The organism is Pseudomonas sp. PWP3-1b2, from assembly GCF_049896045.1.
In the GTDB taxonomy this organism is placed as follows: Bacteria; Pseudomonadota; Gammaproteobacteria; order Pseudomonadales; family Pseudomonadaceae; genus Aquipseudomonas; species Aquipseudomonas antarctica_B.
Genome location: NZ_JAFCTN010000024.1, coordinates 52,164 through 74,031, shown reverse-complemented (window position 1 = coordinate 74,031; position 21,868 = coordinate 52,164). Strand labels below are relative to the sequence as shown.

Annotated in this window: 20 protein-coding genes; 8 read left to right on the top strand and 12 right to left on the bottom strand. The window is 61.1% G+C overall.

Going from position 1 to position 21,868, the window contains the following annotated elements; translation table 11 throughout:
* Positions 1 to 35 precede the first annotated feature (35 nt).
* The 9 genes from ACP7A2_RS16910 to ACP7A2_RS16870 form a co-directional block, all read right to left on the bottom strand.
* Entirely contained in the window at positions 36 to 854 is an 819-nt protein-coding gene (locus ACP7A2_RS16910; RefSeq protein WP_426135132.1) for a phosphoglycolate phosphatase, read from the bottom strand.
* Positions 851 to 1,525 carry a ribulose-phosphate 3-epimerase gene (rpe, locus tag ACP7A2_RS16905; protein WP_426135131.1) on the bottom strand — a complete coding sequence of 225 codons (675 nt, stop codon included), beginning with the start codon at positions 1,523 to 1,525 and terminating at the stop codon, positions 851 to 853. The genes ACP7A2_RS16910 and rpe overlap by 4 nt, the downstream gene beginning before the upstream one ends.
* A gap of 83 nt (positions 1,526 to 1,608) precedes the next feature.
* Entirely contained in the window at positions 1,609 to 2,757 is a 1,149-nt protein-coding gene (locus ACP7A2_RS16900; protein WP_426135130.1) for an iron-containing alcohol dehydrogenase, read from the bottom strand.
* Between the two features lie 217 nt (positions 2,758 to 2,974).
* Positions 2,975 to 3,799 (bottom strand): ABC transporter permease, encoded by an 825-nt coding sequence (locus tag ACP7A2_RS16895; RefSeq protein ID WP_426135129.1) that lies wholly within the window; start codon positions 3,797 to 3,799, stop codon positions 2,975 to 2,977.
* A gap of 12 nt (positions 3,800 to 3,811) precedes the next feature.
* Positions 3,812 to 5,044 carry an ABC transporter permease gene (locus tag ACP7A2_RS16890; protein WP_426135128.1) on the bottom strand — a complete coding sequence of 411 codons (1,233 nt, stop codon included), beginning with the start codon at positions 5,042 to 5,044 and terminating at the stop codon, positions 3,812 to 3,814.
* Positions 5,045 to 5,212: 168 nt separating this feature from the next.
* Positions 5,213 to 6,253: an ABC transporter substrate-binding protein gene (locus ACP7A2_RS16885; protein WP_348056503.1), complete on the bottom strand. Its 1,041-nt coding sequence runs from the start codon at positions 6,251 to 6,253 to the stop codon at positions 5,213 to 5,215.
* Positions 6,254 to 6,296: 43 nt separating this feature from the next.
* The gene (locus tag ACP7A2_RS16880; protein WP_348056505.1) at positions 6,297 to 7,409 is read right to left on the bottom strand and encodes an ABC transporter ATP-binding protein; all 1,113 of its coding nucleotides are present in this window, start codon (positions 7,407 to 7,409) and stop codon (positions 6,297 to 6,299) included.
* Positions 7,410 to 7,622: 213 nt separating this feature from the next.
* Positions 7,623 to 8,252 (bottom strand): response regulator transcription factor, encoded by a 630-nt coding sequence (locus ACP7A2_RS16875; protein ID WP_348056507.1) that lies wholly within the window; start codon positions 8,250 to 8,252, stop codon positions 7,623 to 7,625.
* A gap of 18 nt (positions 8,253 to 8,270) precedes the next feature.
* Positions 8,271 to 10,265, bottom strand: coding sequence for a PAS domain-containing sensor histidine kinase (locus ACP7A2_RS16870; RefSeq protein ID WP_426135127.1), 1,995 nt, complete (start codon positions 10,263 to 10,265; stop codon positions 8,271 to 8,273).
* A 77-nt stretch (positions 10,266 to 10,342) separates the two neighbouring features.
* On the opposite strand from ACP7A2_RS16870, the gene ACP7A2_RS16865 reads away from it, so the two are divergent.
* Positions 10,343 to 11,317, top strand: a complete 975-nt coding sequence (locus ACP7A2_RS16865; RefSeq protein WP_426135126.1) for an alpha/beta hydrolase family protein — start codon at positions 10,343 to 10,345, stop codon at positions 11,315 to 11,317.
* Positions 11,318 to 11,462: 145 nt separating this feature from the next.
* Here the strand turns inward: ACP7A2_RS16865 and ACP7A2_RS16860 are convergent, their stop codons facing one another.
* Genes ACP7A2_RS16860 through ACP7A2_RS16850 form a run of 3 tightly spaced genes read right to left on the bottom strand, consistent with a single transcriptional unit; the run spans position 11,463 to position 13,928 of the window.
* Complete coding sequence (locus ACP7A2_RS16860; RefSeq protein ID WP_348056513.1) at positions 11,463 to 12,230, bottom strand: TerB family tellurite resistance protein; 768 nt, start codon at positions 12,228 to 12,230, stop codon at positions 11,463 to 11,465.
* Position 12,231: 1 nt separating this feature from the next.
* The gene (gene murU / locus ACP7A2_RS16855) at positions 12,232 to 12,906 is read right to left on the bottom strand and encodes an N-acetylmuramate alpha-1-phosphate uridylyltransferase MurU (RefSeq protein ID WP_426135125.1); all 675 of its coding nucleotides are present in this window, start codon (positions 12,904 to 12,906) and stop codon (positions 12,232 to 12,234) included.
* Positions 12,903 to 13,928 carry an aminoglycoside phosphotransferase family protein gene (locus ACP7A2_RS16850; protein ID WP_426135124.1) on the bottom strand — a complete coding sequence of 342 codons (1,026 nt, stop codon included), beginning with the start codon at positions 13,926 to 13,928 and terminating at the stop codon, positions 12,903 to 12,905. Before ACP7A2_RS16850 ends, murU begins: the two co-directional genes overlap by 4 nt.
* A 130-nt stretch (positions 13,929 to 14,058) precedes the next feature.
* Here ACP7A2_RS16850 and ACP7A2_RS16845 point away from each other — a divergent pair, with 130 nt between their 5' ends.
* From ACP7A2_RS16845 to glpE, 7 genes are all read left to right on the top strand, one after another.
* Complete coding sequence (locus ACP7A2_RS16845) at positions 14,059 to 16,869, top strand: LPS-assembly protein LptD (protein ID WP_426135123.1); 2,811 nt, start codon at positions 14,059 to 14,061, stop codon at positions 16,867 to 16,869.
* Positions 16,850 to 18,184 carry a peptidylprolyl isomerase gene (locus ACP7A2_RS16840; protein WP_426135122.1) on the top strand — a complete coding sequence of 445 codons (1,335 nt, stop codon included), beginning with the start codon at positions 16,850 to 16,852 and terminating at the stop codon, positions 18,182 to 18,184. The genes ACP7A2_RS16845 and ACP7A2_RS16840 overlap by 20 nt, the downstream gene beginning before the upstream one ends.
* Complete coding sequence (gene pdxA / locus ACP7A2_RS16835; RefSeq protein ID WP_426135121.1) at positions 18,181 to 19,170, top strand: 4-hydroxythreonine-4-phosphate dehydrogenase PdxA; 990 nt, start codon at positions 18,181 to 18,183, stop codon at positions 19,168 to 19,170. Before ACP7A2_RS16840 ends, pdxA begins: the two co-directional genes overlap by 4 nt.
* On the top strand, positions 19,167 to 19,979 hold the full coding sequence (gene rsmA, locus ACP7A2_RS16830) for a 16S rRNA (adenine(1518)-N(6)/adenine(1519)-N(6))-dimethyltransferase RsmA (RefSeq protein ID WP_426135120.1): 813 nt from the start codon (positions 19,167 to 19,169) through the stop codon (positions 19,977 to 19,979). Before pdxA ends, rsmA begins: the two co-directional genes overlap by 4 nt.
* Before the next feature lie 178 nt (positions 19,980 to 20,157).
* Positions 20,158 to 20,538, top strand: coding sequence for a Co2+/Mg2+ efflux protein ApaG (apaG, locus tag ACP7A2_RS16825; protein ID WP_426135119.1), 381 nt, complete (start codon positions 20,158 to 20,160; stop codon positions 20,536 to 20,538).
* Positions 20,538 to 21,389: a symmetrical bis(5'-nucleosyl)-tetraphosphatase gene (locus tag ACP7A2_RS16820; protein ID WP_426135118.1), complete on the top strand. Its 852-nt coding sequence runs from the start codon at positions 20,538 to 20,540 to the stop codon at positions 21,387 to 21,389. The genes apaG and ACP7A2_RS16820 overlap by 1 nt, the downstream gene beginning before the upstream one ends.
* 8 nt (positions 21,390 to 21,397) lie before the next feature.
* Complete coding sequence (glpE, locus tag ACP7A2_RS16815) at positions 21,398 to 21,727, top strand: thiosulfate sulfurtransferase GlpE (protein ID WP_426135117.1); 330 nt, start codon at positions 21,398 to 21,400, stop codon at positions 21,725 to 21,727.
* Positions 21,728 to 21,868 lie beyond the last annotated feature (141 nt).

Sequence of the window (21,868 nt, the reverse complement as noted above, 5' to 3'; positions counted from 1 at the left end):
GGTGTGCAAACGTGCCGCAGCGCGGCGAGGATCAGTCAGGCGCGCCAACGCCAGCGGGCCAGGGCCTTGATGACTTTCATCCAGAGTTTGCGAGTGACCACCACGATGGCGTTTCCAGTAGGGGTTGGTTCGATGTCGGGCAACGTTATCTCAGCGCCCGCTCCCAAGCAACCGGGGATTAGCAGGCGCAAGTCATCAATGACCAGCGCGGGCGATTCTTCAGCGATCGGACGACCATGGTTGTAGCCGTAACTCAAGGCAACGCACTGCACGCCTGCCGCTTTAGCCGCCAGCACGTCGCTGCGCGAGTCGCCGACGAACAATGACTGCGACGCCGGGATATTGGCCATTTTCATTACAAAAAACAGCGCCGCCGGGTCGGGTTTTTTCTGCGGCAAGGTATCGCCGCCGATGATCCAGCGGAAATACCGGCCGATTTTCATCTGATCCAACAACGGTGCGACAAAGCGCTCCGGTTTGTTGGTGATCAGGGCCATTTCCACGCCCTGCTTGTGCAGCCACTTGAGGGTGTCACGCACACCGGGGTAGACCACGGTCAGCTCGTGGCCGTCTTCATAGGCGGTATTGAACAATTCCAGGGCATGCTCGGCTTCCACTTCATCGACACCTTCAGCATCAATGTGATTAGCCAAGGCCCGGCGCACCAGCATCTGCACACCGTTGCCCACCCACAAGCGCACCGACTCAAGCCCGGCAGCCGGGCGCCCGAGTTTGAGCAGCATCTGGTCCACCGCCGCCGCCAGGTCTGGCACCGAGTCGATCAAGGTGCCGTCCAGATCGAACATCACCAGCCGAGGCAGTTTGCCGGGGAACAGTTGCTCAAAGCCGCTCATGGACGCGCCAGCGCCAGTTCGGCTCGCATCTTGTCGATGACTTCCCGGTAATCCGGTGCGTTGAAAATCGCCGAGCCGGCAACAAAGGTGTCGGCGCCCGCCGCTGCGATTTCGCGGATGTTGTTGACGTTGACCCCACCGTCGATTTCCAGGCGGATGTCACGCCCCGAGGCATCGATCAACGCGCGCGCTTCGCGCAGTTTGTTCAGTGTGCCGGGGATGAACTTCTGCCCGCCGAAGCCTGGGTTGACGCTCATCAGCAAAACCATGTCGACCTTGTCCATCACGAACTCAAGCACGCTCAGCGGAGTCGCCGGGTTGAACACCAGGCCCGCCTTGCAGCCGCCTTCCCGGATCAATTGCAGGGTGCGGTCCACGTGCAGCGTGGCTTCCGGGTGGAAGCTGATGTAGGTCGCGCCGGCTTCGATGAAGTCACCGATAATGCGGTCCACCGGGCTGACCATCAGGTGCGCATCGATGGGCGCCGTCACGCCGTACTTGCGCAGCGCGGCGCAGACCATCGGGCCGATGGTCAGGTTGGGCACGTAGTGGTTGTCCATGACGTCGAAGTGCACGAAGTCGGCACCGGCGGCCAAAACATTGTCCACCTCCTCACCCAGGCGGGCGAAGTCGGCGGAGAGAATCGATGGAGCAATGACGAAGGGCTGCATGACGCACCTTTTTGAGCTAAATCACGATGGCGCGCATTGTATACCTCATGCTTTGCCCCGCGCACCGTGACCTCACTCAACGGCTAGTACGCGGCCCGATAGATTTTCTCGATATCCGCCGCGCTGAGCTTGCGCGGGTTATTGCGCATCAGCCGCTCGATACCCGCGGCTTCCGTGGCCATGGCGGGGATCGCGTCCTCCGGAACCCCAAAGCTGCTTAGCCCCGCCGGGATCTCAACTGCGGCACACAGTCGCGTCATTGCCTCGACGGCTTGATCGGCGGCATCGTTGACGCTCAGACCGGACACATTCACGCCCATGGCCTGCGCAATGTCCTGCATACGCTCCACGCACGCCAGCTTGTTCCAGTGCATCACGTAGGGCAGCAACAGCGCATTGCTCACGCCGTGGGCAATGTTGAAACGCCCGCCCAGTGGATACGCCAGCGCATGCACGGCGCCGACCCCGGCATTGCCGAACGCCATGCCGGCCATGAGGCTGGCGGTGGCCATATCGTCACGTGCCTGCAGGTTGGCCGGGTTGGCGTAGGCCTTGGGCAGCGCGTTGGCGATGAGTTTGATCGCGCCAATCGCCAGGGCGTCGGTGATCGGCGAGGCATTCAGCGAGAGGTAGGACTCGACGGCATGCACCAGCGCATCCACGCCACTGGCGGCGGTGACACTGCGCGGGCACGTCAGGGTCATCTGCGGGCTGATGAGCGCGACGTCGGGCAACAGGTAGTCGCTGACGATGCCCTTTTTGAGCTGCGCGGCTTTATCGGAGAGGATCGCCACATTGGTCACTTCCGAGCCGGTGCCGGCGGTGGTCGGAATGGCGATCAGCGGCGGGCCTTTGCGCGGCACCTGGTCAACGCCAAACAAGTCCGCCAATGCGCCGTGGTAGCCGGCGTACGCGGCCACGCTTTTAGCGATGTCGATGGCACTGCCGCCGCCCAACCCGATCAAGCCATCATGCCCACCTTCGCGGTACACGCGCATACAGTCCTCAACGATGGCGATTTCCGGATCGGGCAGCACGCGATCAAAGATTTCGTAGGGCCGGTCGCCCAAGTGCTCGAGCGCCAGCGCCACAGTGCCGGACTTGACCAGCGCGGCGTCGGTGACGATCAGCGGGTTGTCCACATCCAGGCGGGTGAGCTCAAATGCGAGCTGTTCAATGGCGCCGGCACCGGTGAGCAGTTTGTGGGCGATCTTGAATGAGGAAGTACTCATGTGCGCGGCCTCTTATTGATAGATGGGCTGGCACAAGGATAGCTGGGGATTTCGGGTTGCCTAGCATTCAGGGGCTGAATGGTCAGGTGATCTCAAGTGGGCACGGTCAATGTGGGAGCTGGCTTGCCTGCGATGCAGACAACTCGGTCAATCAGTTACACCGAGTTGAGGCTATCGCAGGCAAGCCAGCTCCCACATTTGATTGGGTTTCCAACCATTAGACCTGGGCGGTGCGCAGTTTTTCACTGCGGCCACGCAGCCATTCCAGGGTCAGCAGCAACAGCACCGAGAAGGCAATCAACAAGGTCGCCGCCGCCGCAATCGTCGGGCTGAGGTTTTCGCGGATGCCGCTGAACATCTGGCGCGGCAGAGTCGCTTGCTCAGGCCCGGCGAGAAACAGCGTCACCACCACCTCATCAAACGACGTTGCAAACGCAAATAACGCCCCGGAAATTACCCCCGGCGCAATCAGCGGCAAGGTCACCCGGCGAAACGCCGTCAATGGCGATGCGCCCAGGCTGGCCGCCGCTCGCACCAGGTTGTGGTTAAACCCCTGCAACGTCGCCGAAACAGTGATGATCACAAACGGCACGCCGAGCACCGCGTGCACCACAATGAGCGAGAAGAAACTGTTGCCCAGCCCCAACGGCGCAAAGAACAGATAACTCGCCACACCGATAATCACCACTGGCACCACCATCGGCGAAATCACCAGCGCCATCACCAGCGCCTTGCCACGAAAATTGCCGCGCGTCAGGCCAATCGCCGCCAGCGTGCCAAACACCATCGCCAGCACCGTCGCAGCCGGGGCCACGATGATGCTGTTCTTCAGCGCGCGCATCCATTCGGCCGAGGCAAAGAAGTCCCGATACCAGTGCAGCGAGAAGCCTTGCAGCGGGTACACCAGGAAACTGCCGCTGTTGAACGACAGCGGTATGATCACCAGCACCGGCAATATCAGGAACAACAGGATCAAGCCGCAGAGAATCCGCAAGCTGTAGAACCACACCCGCTCAACGGGCGACATGTAAGGGTTCAGCATCGCAAGGCCTCCTCAGCTCAGGCGCAGGCGACTGGCGCCCACCAGCCGGTTGTAGATCAAATACAGCACCACGGTCGCCAGCAGCAGCAAGCCGCCCAACGCCGTCGCCATGCCCCAGTTAATGCTGGTATTGGTGTAGAAGGCCACGAAGTAGCTGACCATCTGGTCGTTCGGGCTGCCGAGCAACGCCGGGGTGATGTAGTAACCAATCGCCAGGATGAACACCAACAGGCAGCCGGCACCCACACCGGCGTAGGTTTGCGGGAAGTACACGCGCCAAAAGCTGGCGAACGGGTGGCAGCCCAGGGAAATCGCCGCGCGCATGTACGTCGGCGAGATGCCTTTCATCACGCTGTAAATCGGCAGAATCATGAACGGCAACAAGATGTGCACCATCGAGATGTAGACCCCGGTGCGGTTGAACACCAGCTCCATGGGTTTGTCGATCAGGCCCAGGCTGATCATCGCGCTGTTGATCAGGCCGCCGGATTGCAGCAGCACGATCCACGCCGCTACCCGCACCAGAATCGAGGTCCAGAATGGCAGCAGCACCAGAATCATCAGCAGGTTGCTTTTACGCGCTGGCAGGTTGGCCAGCAGGTAGGCCAGCGGATACGCCAGCAGCAGGCAGATAAAGGTAATCACCAGGCCCATCCAGAAGGTGCGGGCGAAGATATCCAGGTAGATCGCCTGATCCGGCGTGGCCGGTGCCACTTCGCCGAGGTCATCGATGCGATGATCGACTGCCGCCAGCAGGTAGTAAGGCGTGAGGGTGCTGGTATTGCGCCGGATCGCCTGCCAGTACGCCGGGTCGCCCCAGCGTTCGTCGAGGTTTTCCAACGCTTCTTTATAAGAGGCCGGCGCTTCGGTAAACGGCAGCGCCCGCGCGGTTTTGGTCAGCAGGCTGCGGTAGCCGGCCAGTTCCATGTTCAAGCGTTTGGACAGATCGCCAAGGGTCTGGTTTTTGCGCGCCTCGCCCAGGTCCTCACTCAAGGCCAGGTACACCGGCTCGCCCGGCAGGCCACGACCGTCCCAGGCCTTGACCGCCACCACGGTGCGCGGCAAACCACCCACTACTTCCGGGTTGCCGACGCTTTTGTAGAGCAGCGCGACGATCGGCACCAGGAACACCAGCAGCAAAAACAGCACCAGCGGCGCAATCAAGGCCTGGGCCTTCCAGCGATTGAGCCGCTCGGCACGCGCCAGGCGCTGCTTGAGGGTGGGGCTGGGGATGGCGGTGACCATGGTGAACTCCGTAATTCCAAGGTGAATGCCCTGTGAGCCGGGCTTTCTGTGGGAGCGGGGCTTGCCCGCGATGGCATCGACTCGGTGTATCAGAAGCACCGAGGTGTTTGCATCGCAGGCAAGCCAGCTCCCACAGAGGCCCGCTTACACACAGAGGGTTATGCGGTGTTACTTGGCAGCCCAGGAATTGAAGCGCTGCTCCAGCTGCTCGCCGTTATCCGCCCAGAAGCTCACGTCGATCTGCACCTGGTTGGCGATGTTTTCCGGGGTGGTCGGCATGTCCTTCAGGATGTCCTTGGCCAGCAACGGCACCGCCTGGGTGTTCGCCGGGCCGTAGGCGATGTTTTCCGAGTAGGTCTTCTGCTGCTGTGGCTGTACCGAGAAGGCGATGAATTTCTTCGCCGCTTCTGCACGGTCCTTCGCCAGGCCTTTAGGGATGGCCCAGGCGTCGAAGTCGTAGATGCCGCCGTTCCACACCACTTTCAGGTTGCTTTCCTTTTGCACGGCAGCGATGCGGCCGTTGTAGGCCGAGCTCATGACCACGTCGCCGGAAGCGAGGTACTGCGGCGGCTGGGCGCCTGCTTCCCACCACTGGATGTACGGCTTGAGTTCATCGAGTTTCTTGAACGCGCGGTCCTGGCCATCTTTACCGGCCAGCACTTTGTAGACGTCTTTAGGCGCAACGCCATCGGCCATCAATGCGAATTCCAGGGTGTACTTGGCGCCTTTGCGCAGGCCGCGTTTACCCGGGAATTGCTTCACGTCCCAGAAATCCGCCCAGCCGCTCGGTGCTGCCTTGAGTTTGTCGGCGTTGTACGCCAGCACGGTTGACCACACAAAGAAACCCACGCCGCAGGGCTGGATTGCGCCCTTCACGTAGTTGGCGTTGTCGCCGAAGAGTTTCGGGTCCAGCGGCTCGAACATGTCTTCGTCACAGCCACGGGACAGCTCTGGCGACTCCACTTCCACCAGGTCCCAGGACACGCTTTTGGTGTCGACCATGGCTTTGACCTTGGCCATTTCACCGTTGTATTCACCGGCGATGATCTTGCCATTGCCCGCGCTTTCCCACGGTGCGTAGAAGGCTTTGACCTGAGCCGCCTTGTTCGCGCCACCAAAGGACACGACCGTCAGGTCCGGGCCTGCCATGGCCTGTGTCGCGCCCATCAAGCCGATGGCCAGGGCGGTGTATTTAAGGGATCTCAACATTGTTGTTCTCTCCACGTGCAGGGTTGGTGAAGCCAGGGGGCGATCAATTCGCCTCTAGAAGTGGGTCGAGTGCGCGAACGTGCTCGACTTGCCAGCCAATCGGTACCACGTCGCCGACCGCCAGGGCTGGGTCCAGCTCGGCAATCGGTTGTTTCACAAAAAAATCGGCCTTGCCGCAGACTTCCAGGCGCACGCGCACGTGGTCGCCCAGGTAGATAAATTCCGCCACGCGCCCCGAGAATCGGTTCACGCAGCTCTCGCTCGAACCATTCAGGCTCACGCGTTCCGGGCGCACCGAGAGGGTCACCGGGCCGCCGAGCTGGCCGACATTTACCGCCAGCGCCTCGACCTTCTCGCCGCGCGCCAACTCCACCACGCAGCGCTCGCCGGTGTGGCTGTGCAGGCGACCATTGAGGCGGTTGTTTTCGCCGATAAAGTTGGCGACAAAGGTATTTTTCGGCTCTTCATACAGAGTGCGCGGCGCGGCGATCTGCTGGATCTCGCCCTGGTGGAACACCGCCACGCGGTCGGACATGGTCAAGGCTTCGCCCTGGTCGTGGGTCACGTACACCACGGTCACGCCGAGGCGCTGGTGCAGGTGCTTGATCTCCATCTGCATGTGTTCGCGCAGTTGCTTGTCGAGGGCGCCGAGGGGTTCGTCCATCAGCACCAGCTGCGGTTCAAACACCAACGCGCGGGCCAGTGCCACGCGCTGCTGCTGGCCGCCGGAGAGTTGCGCCGGGTAGCGCTGGGCGAAGGCGTCGAGCTGGACCATGCTCAGCACGCGTTTGACCCGCTCGCTGATATCGGTCTTGCTCAGGCCACGCACCGACAGCGGAAACGCCAGGTTCTCGGCGACGGTCATGTGCGGGAACAGCGCATAGTTCTGGAACACCATGCCGATATCACGCTTGTGCGGCGGTACGTTGTTGATGGAGCGCCCGGCCAGCAGAATTTCGCCGGCGGTCGGCGTCTCGAAACCGGCGAGCATCATCAGGCTGGTGGTCTTGCCCGAACCGGACGGCCCGAGCAGGGTGAGGAACTCGCCCTTGCGGATTTCCAGGTTGAGGTCTTTGACGATCAGGTTCTCGCCGTCGTAGCTCTTCTGCACGCCACGAAAGCTGACCAGCACATCATTTGAATCCACCTCGCTCATACCTGCACCTTTGTGTTTTGGACTGCTGTGGCACAAGCGTAGTCCAGGCGCGAGCCCCCGGAAATCGGGGGCCGAGAGAGAATGACATCAGCCGGATGGAAGGTTGGGGGTAGGGATTGCCCTACAGCGATGGCGGGGATGGAACAGTCCGTCAGCAGCGGGCGCCTGAAATAGGTTCAAGGGCCTTGAAACAGGTCGCAAACAGGCATGCGATTAAAGCAGCTTGTGCTCCATCGCGTACTTCACCAACTCGGCCAATGACGTGATATTGAGCTTTTGCATCAAGCGCGCCTTGTGGGTGCTGATGGTCTTGCTGCTCAGCGCCAGTTGCCCGGCGATATCGTTGACGTTGGCGCCCTGAGCCAGGCGCTCGAATACCGAGAACTCGCGCTCCGACAGCAATGAATGCAGTGGCCGGTTATCGGTAAGGCCCACTTCAAACACCATGCGGTCGGCCAGGTCCGGGTCGATGTAACGCCCGCCTGCCGCCACCTTGCGGATAGCGGTCAGCAACAGCGCCGGGTCGCTGTCCTTGGTGGCATACCCCGCCGCGCCGACTTTCAAGGCGCGGGCCGCCATTTGCGCCTCGTCGTGCATCGACAGCACCAGAATCGCCGGCGGGTTACTCAGCGCCCGAATGCGCGCGATGGCTTCCAGGCCATTCACGCCGGGCATCGAGATATCCAGCAACACCACCTCGCACGGCACATGGCGCAAGGTCTCCAGCAATTGTTCGCCATTGCCCGCCTCACCGACCACCAGCAGGTCTTTGGCCAGGCCGATCAGTTGCTTGATGCCTTCTCGAACGATGGTGTGGTCTTCGGCTACCAGTACGCGAATCACAGGGGTTTCCTCTTATAGTCAGGCATCCAGCGGCACCGTAACACTCAGGGTGGTGCCCTCCCCCGGCTCGCTGTGCAGGCTCATCTGCCCGCCCATCATCAACACACGCTCACGCATGCCGACCACGCCAAACGACACCGGCCGCCCTTCGCCCTGGACGAAACCCACGCCGTCATCACTGATGGTCAACCGCAGGTCCGGGCCTTCCACGGTCAATGTCAGTTCGACAGTATGCGCCTGGGCATGGCGCATCACATTGGTCAGCGCTTCCTGAAGAATCCGGAACAGGCCGATGGCCTTGCCGTCGCTCAAGGCGGGCAAGTTGTCCGGGACTTGCACCAGACACGGGATGTGCGTGCGGGCTTCGAAACGCCGGGCTTGCCACTCGATGGCCGAGGCAATGCCGGCGTCGAGAATCGGCGGGCGCAGGGCAGTGGCCACGTCGCGCACCAGCTGGAACAGCTGGGCGATCAAGCGCTTCATGCTGTTCAGCCGCTCGTTCAAGCCGGGGTCGAGTTGCGCATAGGCCAACTCGCACATCGAGGTTTCCAGCTTGAGCACCGTGAGCATCTGCCCAAGTTCATCGTGGACTTCACGGGCAATTCGCGCCTTTTCCTCTTCGCGCACGGTTTCCAGGTGGGCTGACAATTCGCGCAGCTGCGCCTCGCTTTGCAGCAACGCGGCCACGTAGCGACGACGTTCGGTGACGTCATTGAGGTAGACGACCAGGTATTCGCCGTCGGCAAATCGCAAAAAGCTCAACGACACGTCGGCGGGCAGGACACTGCCGTCAGCGCGCAGGCAATCGGTGGCGAAGTTTTGCGGCCCTTCCTCGCTGGCACGCGCGCGCTTCCACAGGTTGAGCCAGCGATCCATGTCCAGGGTCGGGTCGAAATCAATCAGCGGTCGCTCGATCAATGCGCCGGGTGTGTAGCCCAGCATGCTTTCGGCGGCGCGATTGGCGTAGCGCACATGGCTGTCCCAATTGACCCAGAGAATGCCAACGGTGCTTTGGTCGATGGAAAATTGCGTCAGTTGCAGGGCCTCGGCGCCGGCAGCCCGCGCGGCGCTTTCTTCGCGGGCGGCCAGCAGGCTGTGTTCGAGCCCCCGTTGCTGGCGACGTTGCCAGAACACCACGGCCAGGCTGGCGAGCAGGAACAGGCCCAACAGCAGGCAAAGGTTTTGCCACAGGCCCGCAGACTCAGTCAGCCGAGGGTATTTGGGTTGCAGCCAGCGGCTGTGCAATTGGTCGAGGTCGCGGGCCGGTATCGCGCGTAAAGCGCTTTGCATGATGGTTGCCAGTTCCGGCCACTCACGGCGCGTGGCCACCCGCAGCAATTGCGGCAGGCCGATGTCGCCGACAACCGCCAGCCCGGCGAACTCCGCCTCGCCTGACAACCGGCTCAATTGCGCCTCGTCCACCACGGCGTAGCGCGCTTGCTGGCTCACCAGCAATTGCAGGGCCTGGCGCTCCATGGGCACGCCTTGCAGGTTCAGGTTGGGGTAGGTGCTGCGCAGGTAATCGGCCACGGCGCTGGGCATGCGCACGGCGACGCGGGCGTGTTCGTCGAGTTTTTCCAGGTCCACCACGCCGCCGCCGTCGCGAATACCGACGATGTGCTGGGGCACGCGCATATAGGGGTCGGTAAATAACCACAGGCGCAAACTGGCCGGGGTTTGCTGCAAGCCGGGGGCGATGTCCACCTCGCCGTCACGCACGGCAGCTTCCAGTTGCTCCTGACTCGGGAAATTGCGCCACAACAGCTCAATGTTCAGCGCCTTGGCCAACCATTGCATCAATTCCACATTGGCCCCGGACAACCGCTGCAGGCGCCTATCGTATTGTGCGTATGGCGCCTGCAACACCACGCCCACGCGTAGTTCCGGGTGCTGCGCCAGCCATTCACGCTGCTGCGCATCCAATTGCGCCTGCGGTGCGACAGGCGCAGGCGCGGCCGTTGCCATCAAGGCAACGCACAAACAGCCGATAACCAGCAGACAGCGAAAACCCATGATCCACGTCTCACATCACTGACAAATACTGATCAACCCATTAGGCTGCTGGAATCACTTCTGGCCGGGAATTAACGATGCCCTTTATTCACCGTTCGGCACTGCCAGCATTGTGCCTGTCGCTGCTATTTACCAGCGCCTTTTCTGTTCAGGCCGCCGACGCACCTGCGCCCGCCGCCGAGAAGCCGGTTGAACGCCATCCTCTGCCCGAACGTAGCGCAGAAGAAGCCACCGCTCTGGAACGGCAGATTCCACAACAAGAGCAGCAACAATTGCAGGCCGGCAGCGATTCATTTCTGGCCCTGTGGAAACCGGCCAACAGCGCAGAGCCCGAAGGCGTGGTGATTATTGTGCCGGGCGCCGGGGAAAGTGCTGACTGGCCGCAAGCAATCGCGCCATTGCGCAGCAAATTGCCGGACGCCAACTGGGGCACTCTCAGTCTTTCGTTACCGGACGTGAACATGGACACCCTGCCGCCGCGGGTGATGGAAGCGCCCACGGCCGCTGTCGACACCAGCAGTAAAGACGGCAGCACCGCCGCCAAACCTATCGAACAAGCCGCCAGCGCCGAAGCCGATGGCACTGACCCGGCGGTGGTGCCGGGCGCGGATGAGCAGGACAAAACTGACGCCAAGCGCATCTTTGACCGTATCGACGCCGCCGTGGCCTTCGCCCAGACCCAAAGCGCGCGCAGCGTCGTGCTGCTCGGCCATGGCACCGGCGCTTGGTGGGCCGCGCGTTATTTGAGCGAGAAGCAGCCGGCCCAGGTGCAGAAGCTGGTGATGGTGGCGGGTAAAACGCCTGCGGGCCGTCAGCCGAACCTGCAACAACTGGCCCCGGCGCTGAAAGTGCCGACGGCGGATGTGTTTTATCAGGATGGCGAACAGGACCGCAAAAACGCCCTGGCACGCAGCAATGCGGCAAAGCGTGGGAAGAATGAGGGTTATAAGCAGGTGTCACTCAAGGCCGTGCCGGGCGACAGTTCGGCGGAGCAGGAGCAGCTGTATCGGCGGATTCGTGGGTGGTTGAGTCCGCAGGCTGCTGCCCAGTGACCCTGGCCTGATAATCCAATCCACTGTGGGAGCTGGCTTGCCTGCGATGGCGGGCTGTCAGTGACAACTGCTTGGCTGACACACCGCTATCGCAGGCAAGCCAGCTCCCACAGGGTATTGGGTTATCAGGTCGAAACCGAGGTAACTACCGAAAATCCCGTCGTTCGCGAATTAACGTGTAGGCGCTGTGCAGTTCACGCGTTCGCTCGGTCGCTTCACGCACCTGCGCGGGGCTGGCGCCACTGCCGGCGATTTTGTCCGGATGGTGACGGCTGAGCAGACGGCGATACGCGTGCTTGATCACTGACGGCTCGGAGGTGGACGTCACCCCCAGAATCCGCAACGCGTCCTGATAAGCCCCGGCCCGATTGGCCAGCGGCTTGCGCTCCTGAACATAGTCGGACGCCAGTGCCTTGAGCTGCTGCGGTGTCCAGCCAAGCCATTTGCCCCACAGTTCGATCAACTCGCGCTCGGCGTCATCCGCCCTGCCGTCCGCCCAGGCCATACGCCAACACGCACGCAACATGCCTTCGGCGGCATGGGGCTGGGCCTTGAGTAAGCGCAGATAACTGCGCACCCGGTCGGAGCCGGACTTGCCACGGTTGAACGCCGAGATAGCACGGCGCCGGGCCGGCTCGGACATGTCCAGCGAGTGCATCTCCTGGCGCGCCTGCCGGATATGCCCATCCGCGACCCGGCCATTACTTTTGGCCAGGCGCCCCAACAGCACAAACAGCAATTCGTCGTTACGCAATGCCGGGCGCCCACCCAGGCGCTCGCGCAATTGCGCCCAGCTTTGCAGTTGCAGGCGGCGATCCAGTGCCTGCCCCAATAAAGCACCCAACAATGCCCCCGGAATACTGGCAATGGCAAAGCCAGCCCCGGCGCCGATCAGCGTCCCTGGCCACAACATGTTATTGCCCCGCAGTCAGCAGGGTTTCGACCTGCGCCAAGCGTTCCAGCGTACCCACATCAACCCAGCGTCCCGTCATGTGTTCCCCCGTTACCAGACCTTTGGCCATCGCCGCGCGCAGCAGCGGCGCCAGCTTGAAGGCACCGGCACTGCAACCCGCGAACAACTGGGGGTCGAGCACTGAAATGCCACTGAAGGTCAGGTTATCGGCACCGGGCGCGGCATCATGAAGCAAACCCTGATCGAGGTAGAAATCTCCACCGCTGGGGTGATGCGCCGGGTTATCGACCATCACCAGATGGGCCAGCCCCTGTAGCGGCTTGCGCAAGCGGGCGAAGTCGTAGTCGGTCCAGATGTCGCCATTGACCAGCAGGAACGGCTCGCCCCCCAACAGCGGCAGCGCCTTGAAAATCCCGCCCCCGGTTTCCAGGGGTTCACCCTCGGGCGAGTACTGAATGCGCAGGCCGAACTGGGCACCGTCGCCCAGGTAGCTTTCGATTTGCTGGCCCAGCCAGGCATGGTTGATCACGATGTCACTGAAGCCGGCCTTCGCCAACGCCTCGAGGTGATACTCGATCAGCCGCTTGCCCCCCGCCTGCACCAGGGGTTTGGGCGTGTGCAAGGTAAGCGGGCGCATACGCTCGCCCTTGCCCGCCGCCAGGATCATTGCCTTCATGGGTTCGCCTCGTTGGGTTGGCGCAGGCTGGCGAGCAGTTCGCCCAGTTCATTCAACTCAGGACGGTCTGCCAGCACCGCTTCTATATAAGCAAAGAAGCGCGGCACGTCGGCCAGGTAGCGTGGTTTGCCGTCACGGTGGCAAATGCGCGCAAAAATGCCGATGACCTTGAGGTGGCGCTGTACGCCCATCAGGTCGCTGGCACGCAGGAACTCGCCGAAATCCGCCTGAACCGGAATGCCCAGTTTCCCGGCACGCTCCCAGTAACCACGCTGCCACTCCCGCACGCGGGCTTGAGGCCAGCTGAGAAACGCATCCTTGAACAGGCACGTGATGTCATACGTGACCGGACCGTAAACCGCGTCCTGAAAATCCAGCACGCCGGGGTTCGGTTGGCTGATCATCAGGTTGCGCGGCATATAGTCGCGATGCACCAGGACTTTGGGCTGGGCCAGCGCACTGTCGATCAGGTGGTCGCTGACGCGCTGCCAAAGCGCCTGTTGCCGGGTATCAAGCTCGATACCCAAATGCCGGCGCACGTACCACTCTGGAAACAATTCCAGCTCGCGGCGCAGCAAGGCAACGTCATAGCTTGGCAGTGGCGCGTGCATCGGCAATTGCTGAAAAGCCAGCAGTGCGTCGATGGCATCGGTGAACAATGTGTCGGCGTTTTGCTCGTCAATCACGTCCAGATAGGTCTTTGTGCCCAGGTCATTAAGCAAAAGAAAGCCTCGCGGCAAATCTTCTGCATATATTTTTGGCACATTAATTCCCGATTTCGCGAGTAAATCAGCGATATCGACGAAAGGTTTGCAGTTTTCCTGGGGGGGTGGCGCGTCCATGACGACGAAAGATTGATCGCCCCCCTCCCACCTGAAGTAACGCCTGAAACTCGCGTCGCTGCTGGCCGCGGTCAATGTGGCCGGGGGTACGGCACCCCAACCTTGAGCGTTAAAAAGGATCGGTAACTGCTCTTCCAGCCAGACTTCCAGCTGTTGTAAACGTATATCTTGCTCGGGCATTACAAGGGTCTCCGACGGCGCTAGCCGTCAAGCGGGTCATGCTTTATTATCACGCATCTTTTTCAGACCATCGAGAGGCGTGCGGCCCACACCGCGGGCAGATGGCACGCAGGAAGCCCGGACTAATAAGATGGCATTGAAATCCCCCGCGTTTCGTAGAAAATTTCCGTTGCTGGTAACCGGCAGTCTGCTGGCCATGCAACCTTTCGCCACCTCATTCGTGGTCGCCGCGGAACAGTATGACTGCTCAGTCTCTGCTTCGGGTGCCTGGGATTGCGCGCCGAAAACCGCCGCAGCCCCATTACCACCGCGCCCGGTGCATGACGGTGCAGCCGTCAGTGCTGCCGGCGACACGGCCCAGGCCGACGCCGGCGGCAGTGCCGCGGCCGAACCGAAGACCGCGCTGGTCACCGAAGCCAAGGGCCGAGGCCTGCGCGCGCGCAGTGCCGACTACAGCCACCTGGACTGGGTGCCCCGCGATAAGCTGACCGCAGCCCAACTGGCTGAAACCGGTCCTTATTGCTCCGGCGCGTACATCGAGCCGACCCGTCCTGGCATGAACGACAAGACGAACAAGAGCGACGCGCCGACATTCATCGGCGCCAAGGTCTCTCGTTACGAGCAGGAACAGCAAATCGCGACCCTGGCCGGTGACGTCGTCATGCGCCAGGGCAGCATGCAGCTGGAGTCTCAGGAAGCCAATCTGTATCAGGCTGAAAACCGTGGCGAGCTGACCGGCGATGTCCGTCTGCGCGACAACGGCGCCCTGATCGTCGGCGACCATGCCGAAGTCCAGCTCGATACCGGCGCGGCCCAGATCGACAACGCCGAATACGTGCTGCACAAATCGCGTATCCGCGGTAACGCGCTGTACGCCAAGCGTGCTGAAAACGCGGTCATCCGTCTCAAGGACGGTACGTACACCACCTGCGAGCCGGACAGCAACGCCTGGCAGCTCAAGGGCAACAACATCACGTTGAACCCGGCCACCGGTTTCGGTACGGCGACCAACGCGACGTTGCGGATCAAGAACATTCCGATCCTGTACACCCCTTACATCTATTTCCCGATCGACGACCGTCGTCAGTCCGGCTTCCTGCCGCCTAGCTTCAGCACCGGCAGCGAAACCGGCTTCACACTGGTTACGCCGTACTACTTCAACCTGGCGCCGAACTACGACGCCACGTTGTACCCGCAATACATGACCAAGCGCGGCATGATGATGGAAGGCGAATTCCGCTACCTCACCAAGTCGAGCGAAGGCCAGTTCGGCGGTGCGTACCTGAACGACGACAGCGACGAGCGCAAGGGTCAGAGCGATTACGAAAAAACCCGTTATATGCTCAATTGGCAGCATAAGGGCGGGCTGGATTCCAGGCTGTCGACTCGGGTCGACTACACCAAGATCAGCGACCCTTATTACTTCCAGGACTTGAAGACCTACCAGGAAGGGGTTGAGAACCGTGACTTCCTGAACCAGCAAGGTGCGGTAACTTACAACGGCGACTACTACCAGGCTCGCTTGAACGTCCAGGCTTACCAACTGGCGACGATCTCCCAGATCCAGCCGTATGATCGGCTACCGCAGATCACCTTCAACGGTGCGCTGCCGTACCATCCGGGCGGGTTGAACTTCACTTACGAGACGGAAGCCGTTCGTTTTGATCGCGACCTGCAAAACGGTACGTTTACAGACGAAAACGGTGCGATTTCGCCTCGTCTGGATACATTCGTTACAGGCCTGACTCGTGCAAACGGCACTCGCTTGAACGTCGCGCCAGCCGTTGAATACCCGATGAACTGGACCTACGGCTTCATTACGCCGAAGCTCAAGTATGTCTATACCAAGTATGATCTTGACCTTGATGCCACCGGCAAAAACCAGATCATCGCGGCTCAAAATGCAGCAACGGCCTCCAATCCTTACGCTGGTGGTACATTCAAAAGCGACCAGGATCGTGCTGTCCCCATCGCCAGCGTCGACAGCGGCCTGTACTTCGACCGCAACACGAACTGGTTCGGCAAAGACTATCGCCAGACCCTGGAGCCGCGTGCCTTCTATCTCTATGTGCCTAACAAGGACCAGAGCGATATTCCGGTATTCGACACCAGTGAATACTCGTTCAGCTACGCTTCGCTGTTCCGCGATAACCGCTTCAGCGGGACCGACCGTATTGGCGACGAGAACAAACTGTCCCTGGGTGTCACCAGCCGCTGGATCGAAGACAATGGCTTTGAACGTCAACGGGTTTCCGTGGGCCAGGCCGTGTACTTCAAGGATCGCGAAGTTCAATTGCCAGGCATCCTGGCTTCGGACCGTGCCGACTCACAGTCTGATGTGTCACCTGTCGCCCTGGAATACGAATTCCGCTTTAACCGCGACTGGCGTGCCACTGCTGACTACAACTGGGACACCGAGGAACACAGCGCTCGCTCCGGCAGCGCAATGTTCCACTATCAGCCGGAAGACAATCCGAACAAGATCATCAACCTCGGCTACCGCTATCGCAATGACCAGGTGGTCTACAACCAGCTGACCGGTAAATGGCAGTTCGGCGGTGACTACGGCACACCTGGCACTGAAAACTACGTGAAGGATTACTACAAAATCCAGCAACACGACTTCTCGATGATGTGGCCGATCGTTCCTCAGTGGAACCTGATCACCCGCTGGCAGTATGACTACGCCCGCAACCGTACCCTGGAAGCCTTTGGTGGTTTCGAATACGACAACTGCTGCTGGAAACTGCGCGTCATCAACCGTTACTGGGTTTCCAACGACGAATACAGCCAGATCGCCCCGCTCAACGAAAAGGGTGACCACGGGCTCTTCTTCCAGATCGTCCTTAAAGGACTCGGCGGCCTGACCGGCGCCAAGGTAGAGAGCTTCCTCGACAAAGGCATTCAAGGTTATCGTGAACGTGAAGATCAAGCTTTCTGATTGTCTGCGCCCGCTTGTGCTGGGCGCGCTGTTCCTGGGTACCGCTTCGGCACACGCAGCGGTTCAACAGCTGGATAAAGTCGCCGCCATCGTCGATAACGACGTGATCATGCAGAGCCAACTGGACCAACGGGTCAAGGAAGTTCAGCAAACCATCGCCAAGCGCGGTGGTGGCGTGCCGCCTACCAGCGTGCTGGAACCACAGGTTCTGGAGCGCCTGATTGTCGAGAACCTGCAACTGCAGATCGGCGATCGCTCCGGCATCCGTATTTCGGACGAAGAGTTGAACCAGGCTGTAGGCACCATTGCTCAGCGCAACAACATGAGTATTGATCAGTTCCGCGCCGCTCTGGCTCACGATGGCCTGTCCTATGAGGACGCGCGTGACCAGATCAAGCGTGAAATGATCATCAGCCGTGTCCGTCAGCGCCGCGTGGCCGAGCGGGTTCAGGTGTCGGAGCAGGAAGTGAAGAACTTCCTCGCGTCTGACCTTGGCAAGCAGCAGCTTTCCGAAGAACTGCACCTGGCCAACATCCTGATCTCCACACCGGACAGCGCCAGCGCCGAGCAGCTCAATGCTGCAGCCGCAAAAACCCAGGCTGTTTATGACCGCCTGAAAGCCGGTGCCGACTTCGCCCAGACCGCTATTGCCGTCTCCGGCAGTGACAACGCACTGGACGGCGGTGACATGGGCTGGCGTAAAGCCGCTCAATTGCCGCCTCCGTTTGACCGCGAGTTGAGTGCCATGGAAGTGGGCGGCATCACTCAGCCGGCTCGCACTCCAGGTGGCTTCATTATCATCAAGCTGCTGGGCAAACGCGGCGGCGAGACCTCGCTGAAAGACGAAGTACACGTTCGTCACATTCTGGTCAAACCAAGCGAAATCCGCACCGAAGCGCAAACCAAGGAACTGGCCCAGAAGATCTATGACCGCATTGAAGGCGGTGAAGATTTCGCCACCCTGGCCAAGAGCTTCTCGGAAGACCCGGGTTCGGCGCTTAACGGCGGCGACCTGAACTGGATCGACCCGAAAGCATTGGTGCCGGAATTCCAGGAAGTAATGGCCAAAACTCCGCAAGGCGTTCTGTCCAAGCCATTCAAGACCCAATACGGCTGGCATGTACTGGAAGTCCTTGGCCGTCGTGCCACCGACAACACCAACCAGGCCCGCGAGCAACAAGCCCTGACCGTACTGCGCAACCGCAAATATGACGAAGAGCTGCAAACCTGGTTGCGTCAGATCCGTGACGAAGCCTACGTAGAAAACAAGCTGCCCGCCGCCGAGCAAACAGGCGCCGATCAGGCAACTCAGTGAAACCCAAGCGTTTCGCGGTAACACCCGGCGAGCCGGCCGGCATTGGTCCAGACCTTTGCCTGCTACTCGCCTCGCAACCTCAGCCACACCCCCTGATTGCCATTACCAGCCGCGACTTGCTCATTGAGCGAGCCGCGCAACTGGGCGTGGCTGTCAACCTGCTGGACGTGGCGCCAGGCAACTGGCCCGACCTGCCAGCACCGGCGGGCAGCCTGTACGTGTGGCATACCCCGTTGCAGGCAGAGGTGGTTGCCGGGCAACTGGACAAGGCCAATGCGGCTTTCGTTCTGGAAACCCTGACCCGCGCCGGACAAGGCTGTATCGACGGCGATTTTGCCGGAATGATTACGGCCCCGGTGCACAAGGGCGTGATCAATGAATCCGGGATCGCCTTTTCCGGCCACACCGAATTCCTTGCCGAGCTGACCCACACCCCCCAGGTTGTGATGATGCTGGCCACTCGCGGCCTGCGCGTCGCGCTGGTGACGACGCACCTGCCGCTGCGCGATGTTGCCGATGCCATCACCGCCGAGCGCGTTGAGCGTGTCACGCGCATCCTGTACGCCGACCTGCAACAAAAATTCGGCATCGCCCAACCGCGCATCCTGGTCTGTGGGCTTAACCCGCACGCTGGTGAAGGCGGCCACTTGGGCCATGAAGAAATCGACATCATTGAACCGACATTAGAGCGTCTGCGCCAAGAAGGCATGGACCTGCGTGGCCCACTGCCTGCAGACACTCTGTTTACCCCCAAATATCTGGAGCACTGCGACGCAGTGCTGGCGATGTACCATGACCAGGGGCTGCCTGTGCTGAAATACAAAGGCTTTGGCGCCGCAGTCAACGTGACACTGGGCCTGCCGATCATCCGCACCTCCGTCGACCATGGCACTGCCCTGGACCTCGCGGGCAGCGGCAAGATCGATACCGGCAGCCTGCACGTGGCCCTGGAAACCGCCTATCAGATGGCCGAGACCCGTATATGACTGAGCACTACCAACACCGGGCGCGCAAGCGTTTCGGGCAAAACTTCCTGCACGACGCTGGCGTGATTGATCGCATCCTGCGCTCCATCCACGCCAAGCCCGAAGACCGTCTGCTGGAAATCGGCCCGGGCCAGGGCGCGCTGACCAAGGGCCTGCTTAACAGCGGCGGCCAACTGGACGTGGTTGAGTTGGACAAGGACCTGATCCCGATCCTCAACCAGCAGTTCGCCGGCCAACCCAACTTCAACCTGCATCAGGGCGATGCGCTGAAGTTCGATTTCAACAGCCTGAACGCCGCGCCGAACAGCCTGCGGGTTGTCGGCAACTTGCCTTACAACATCTCCACGCCGCTGATATTCCATCTGCTGAACAACGCCGGGATCATCCGCGACATGCACTTCATGCTGCAAAAAGAAGTGGTTGAGCGTTTGGCGGCAGGCCCTGGCGGTGGTGACTGGGGTCGCCTGTCGATCATGGTTCAGTACCATTGCCGTGTGGAACACCTTTTCAACGTCGGCCCTGGTGCGTTCAACCCGCCGCCGAAGGTCGACTCGGCGATCGTGCGCCTGGTGCCCCACGCTGTGCTGCCGCACCCGGCCAAGGATCACAAGTTGCTGGAACGCGTGGTACGCGAGGCGTTCAACCAGCGCCGCAAGACCCTGCGCAACACGCTCAAGGCGCTGCTGAGCAACGCTGAAATCGAAGCCGCCGGCGTCGATGGCAGCCTGCGCCCCGAGCAACTGGACCTGGCCGCGTTTGTGCGCCTGGCCGACCAGCTGGCCATCCAGCCTGCACCGACAGCGGACTGAAGCACTGTAGGGGCGGGCTTGCCCGCGATGCATGCAACGCGGAGCATCAGCAAGAATGCGTTGATGCAATCGCAGGCAAGCCAGCTCCCACAGACAGCATGTCTGGCCTAGTGCCCTCCTGATGGCCTAGACTGATCCGCATCTGCTGTCCTCCGCTTTTGCTTTTAAGGCCTCTTGCATGTCCGATCCTCGCTATCAGATCGACGTCAGCGTCGTCACCCGCTTCCTCGCGGACCAATCGCAACCTGAACATAACCGTTTCGCCTTTGCCTACACCGTCACGGTGAAGAACAACGGGCTGGTGCCGGCCAAGCTGCTGTCGCGCCACTGGGTAATTACCGACGGTGACGGTCAGGTCGAGGAAGTACGCGGCGCAGGCGTGGTGGGACAGCAACCGTTGATCGACGTCGGCGCCAGCCACACCTATAGCAGCGGCACGGTCATGACCTCCAGGGTCGGCACCATGCAAGGCTCGTATCAAATGAAGGCCACCGACGGAAAACTGTTCGACGCCATCATTGCGCCCTTCCGCCTTGCGGTGCCCGGAGCCCTGCACTGATGGCGACGTACGCGGTCGGCGACCTGCAAGGCTGCCTGGAACCCCTCAAGTGTCTGTTGGAACGCGTAGCCTTCAACCCGGCAGCGGATCGCCTGTGGCTGGTCGGCGATCTGGTCAACCGTGGCCCCGCGTCACTCGAAACCCTGCGCTACTTATATAGCCTGCGCGATTCCCTGGTGTGTGTACTGGGCAACCATGACCTGCACTTGCTGGCGGCCGGCAATAACATTGAGCGCCTGAAAAAGGGCGACACCCTGCGTGAAATCCTTGAGGCGCCGGACCGCTCCCAACTGCTCGACTGGTTGCGCCGGCAAAAACTCATGCATTACGACGAAGGCCGCAACCTGGCCATGGTTCACGCCGGCATCCCGCCTCAGTGGACTATCAAGAAAGCCCTCAAGTGCGCTGCCGAAGTCGAGAGCGCACTGGCCGACGATAACCTGTACACCGTCTACCTGGATGGCATGTACGGCAACGAGCCGGCCAAGTGGGACAACGACCTTACTGGCGTGACCCGTTTGCGCGTGATCACCAATTACTTCACGCGCATGCGCTTTTGCACCGCCGAAGGCAAGCTGGACCTCAAGAGCAAGGAAGGCGCCGACAGTGCGATGCCCGGCTACAAGGCGTGGTTCGCCCACAAGGAGCGCAAGACCCGTGAGACGAAGATCATCTTCGGCCACTGGGCCGCCCTGGAAGGCAAATGCGAAGAACCTGGCGTGTTCGCCCTCGACACCGGATGCGTGTGGGGCGGTAGCATGACCCTGATGAACATCGACACCGGCGAGCGCTTGAGCTGCCAGTGTGAAGCCCCCCTTTCTGTCACACCGCCGGCTGCCGCCAAGCCATAGGAGCCCCCATGAGCGAATTCAAACGTATCCCTCCTGAACAAGCCCAAGCCCTGCGCGAACAAGGCGCCGTGGTGGTGGATATCCGCGATCAGCCCACCTACGCAGTCGCCCATATCAGCGGCGCGCAGCACCTGGACAACGTCAACATCGCCGACTTCATTCGCGCCGCAGACCTCGACGCGCCGGTGATCGTGGCCTGCTACCACGGCAATTCCAGCCAGAGCGCCGCGGCGTATCTGATCAGCCAGGGCTTCTCCGACGTCTATAGCCTGGACGGTGGCTTTGAGCTGTGGCGTACGACCTATCCTGCGGAAATTGCTTGCGGCGAGCCGCAATAATTTTTTTCACATGCCGCTACCCCGCGTGACGCTTGGGCTCGCGCCGATTCTGACGAACGGCGCCGCCAACTAATTTCGTATACCGCCTTTACCTCCTCGATTCCGAACTATCCTTAAGCGCAGGCCATCCGAATCAGGGGA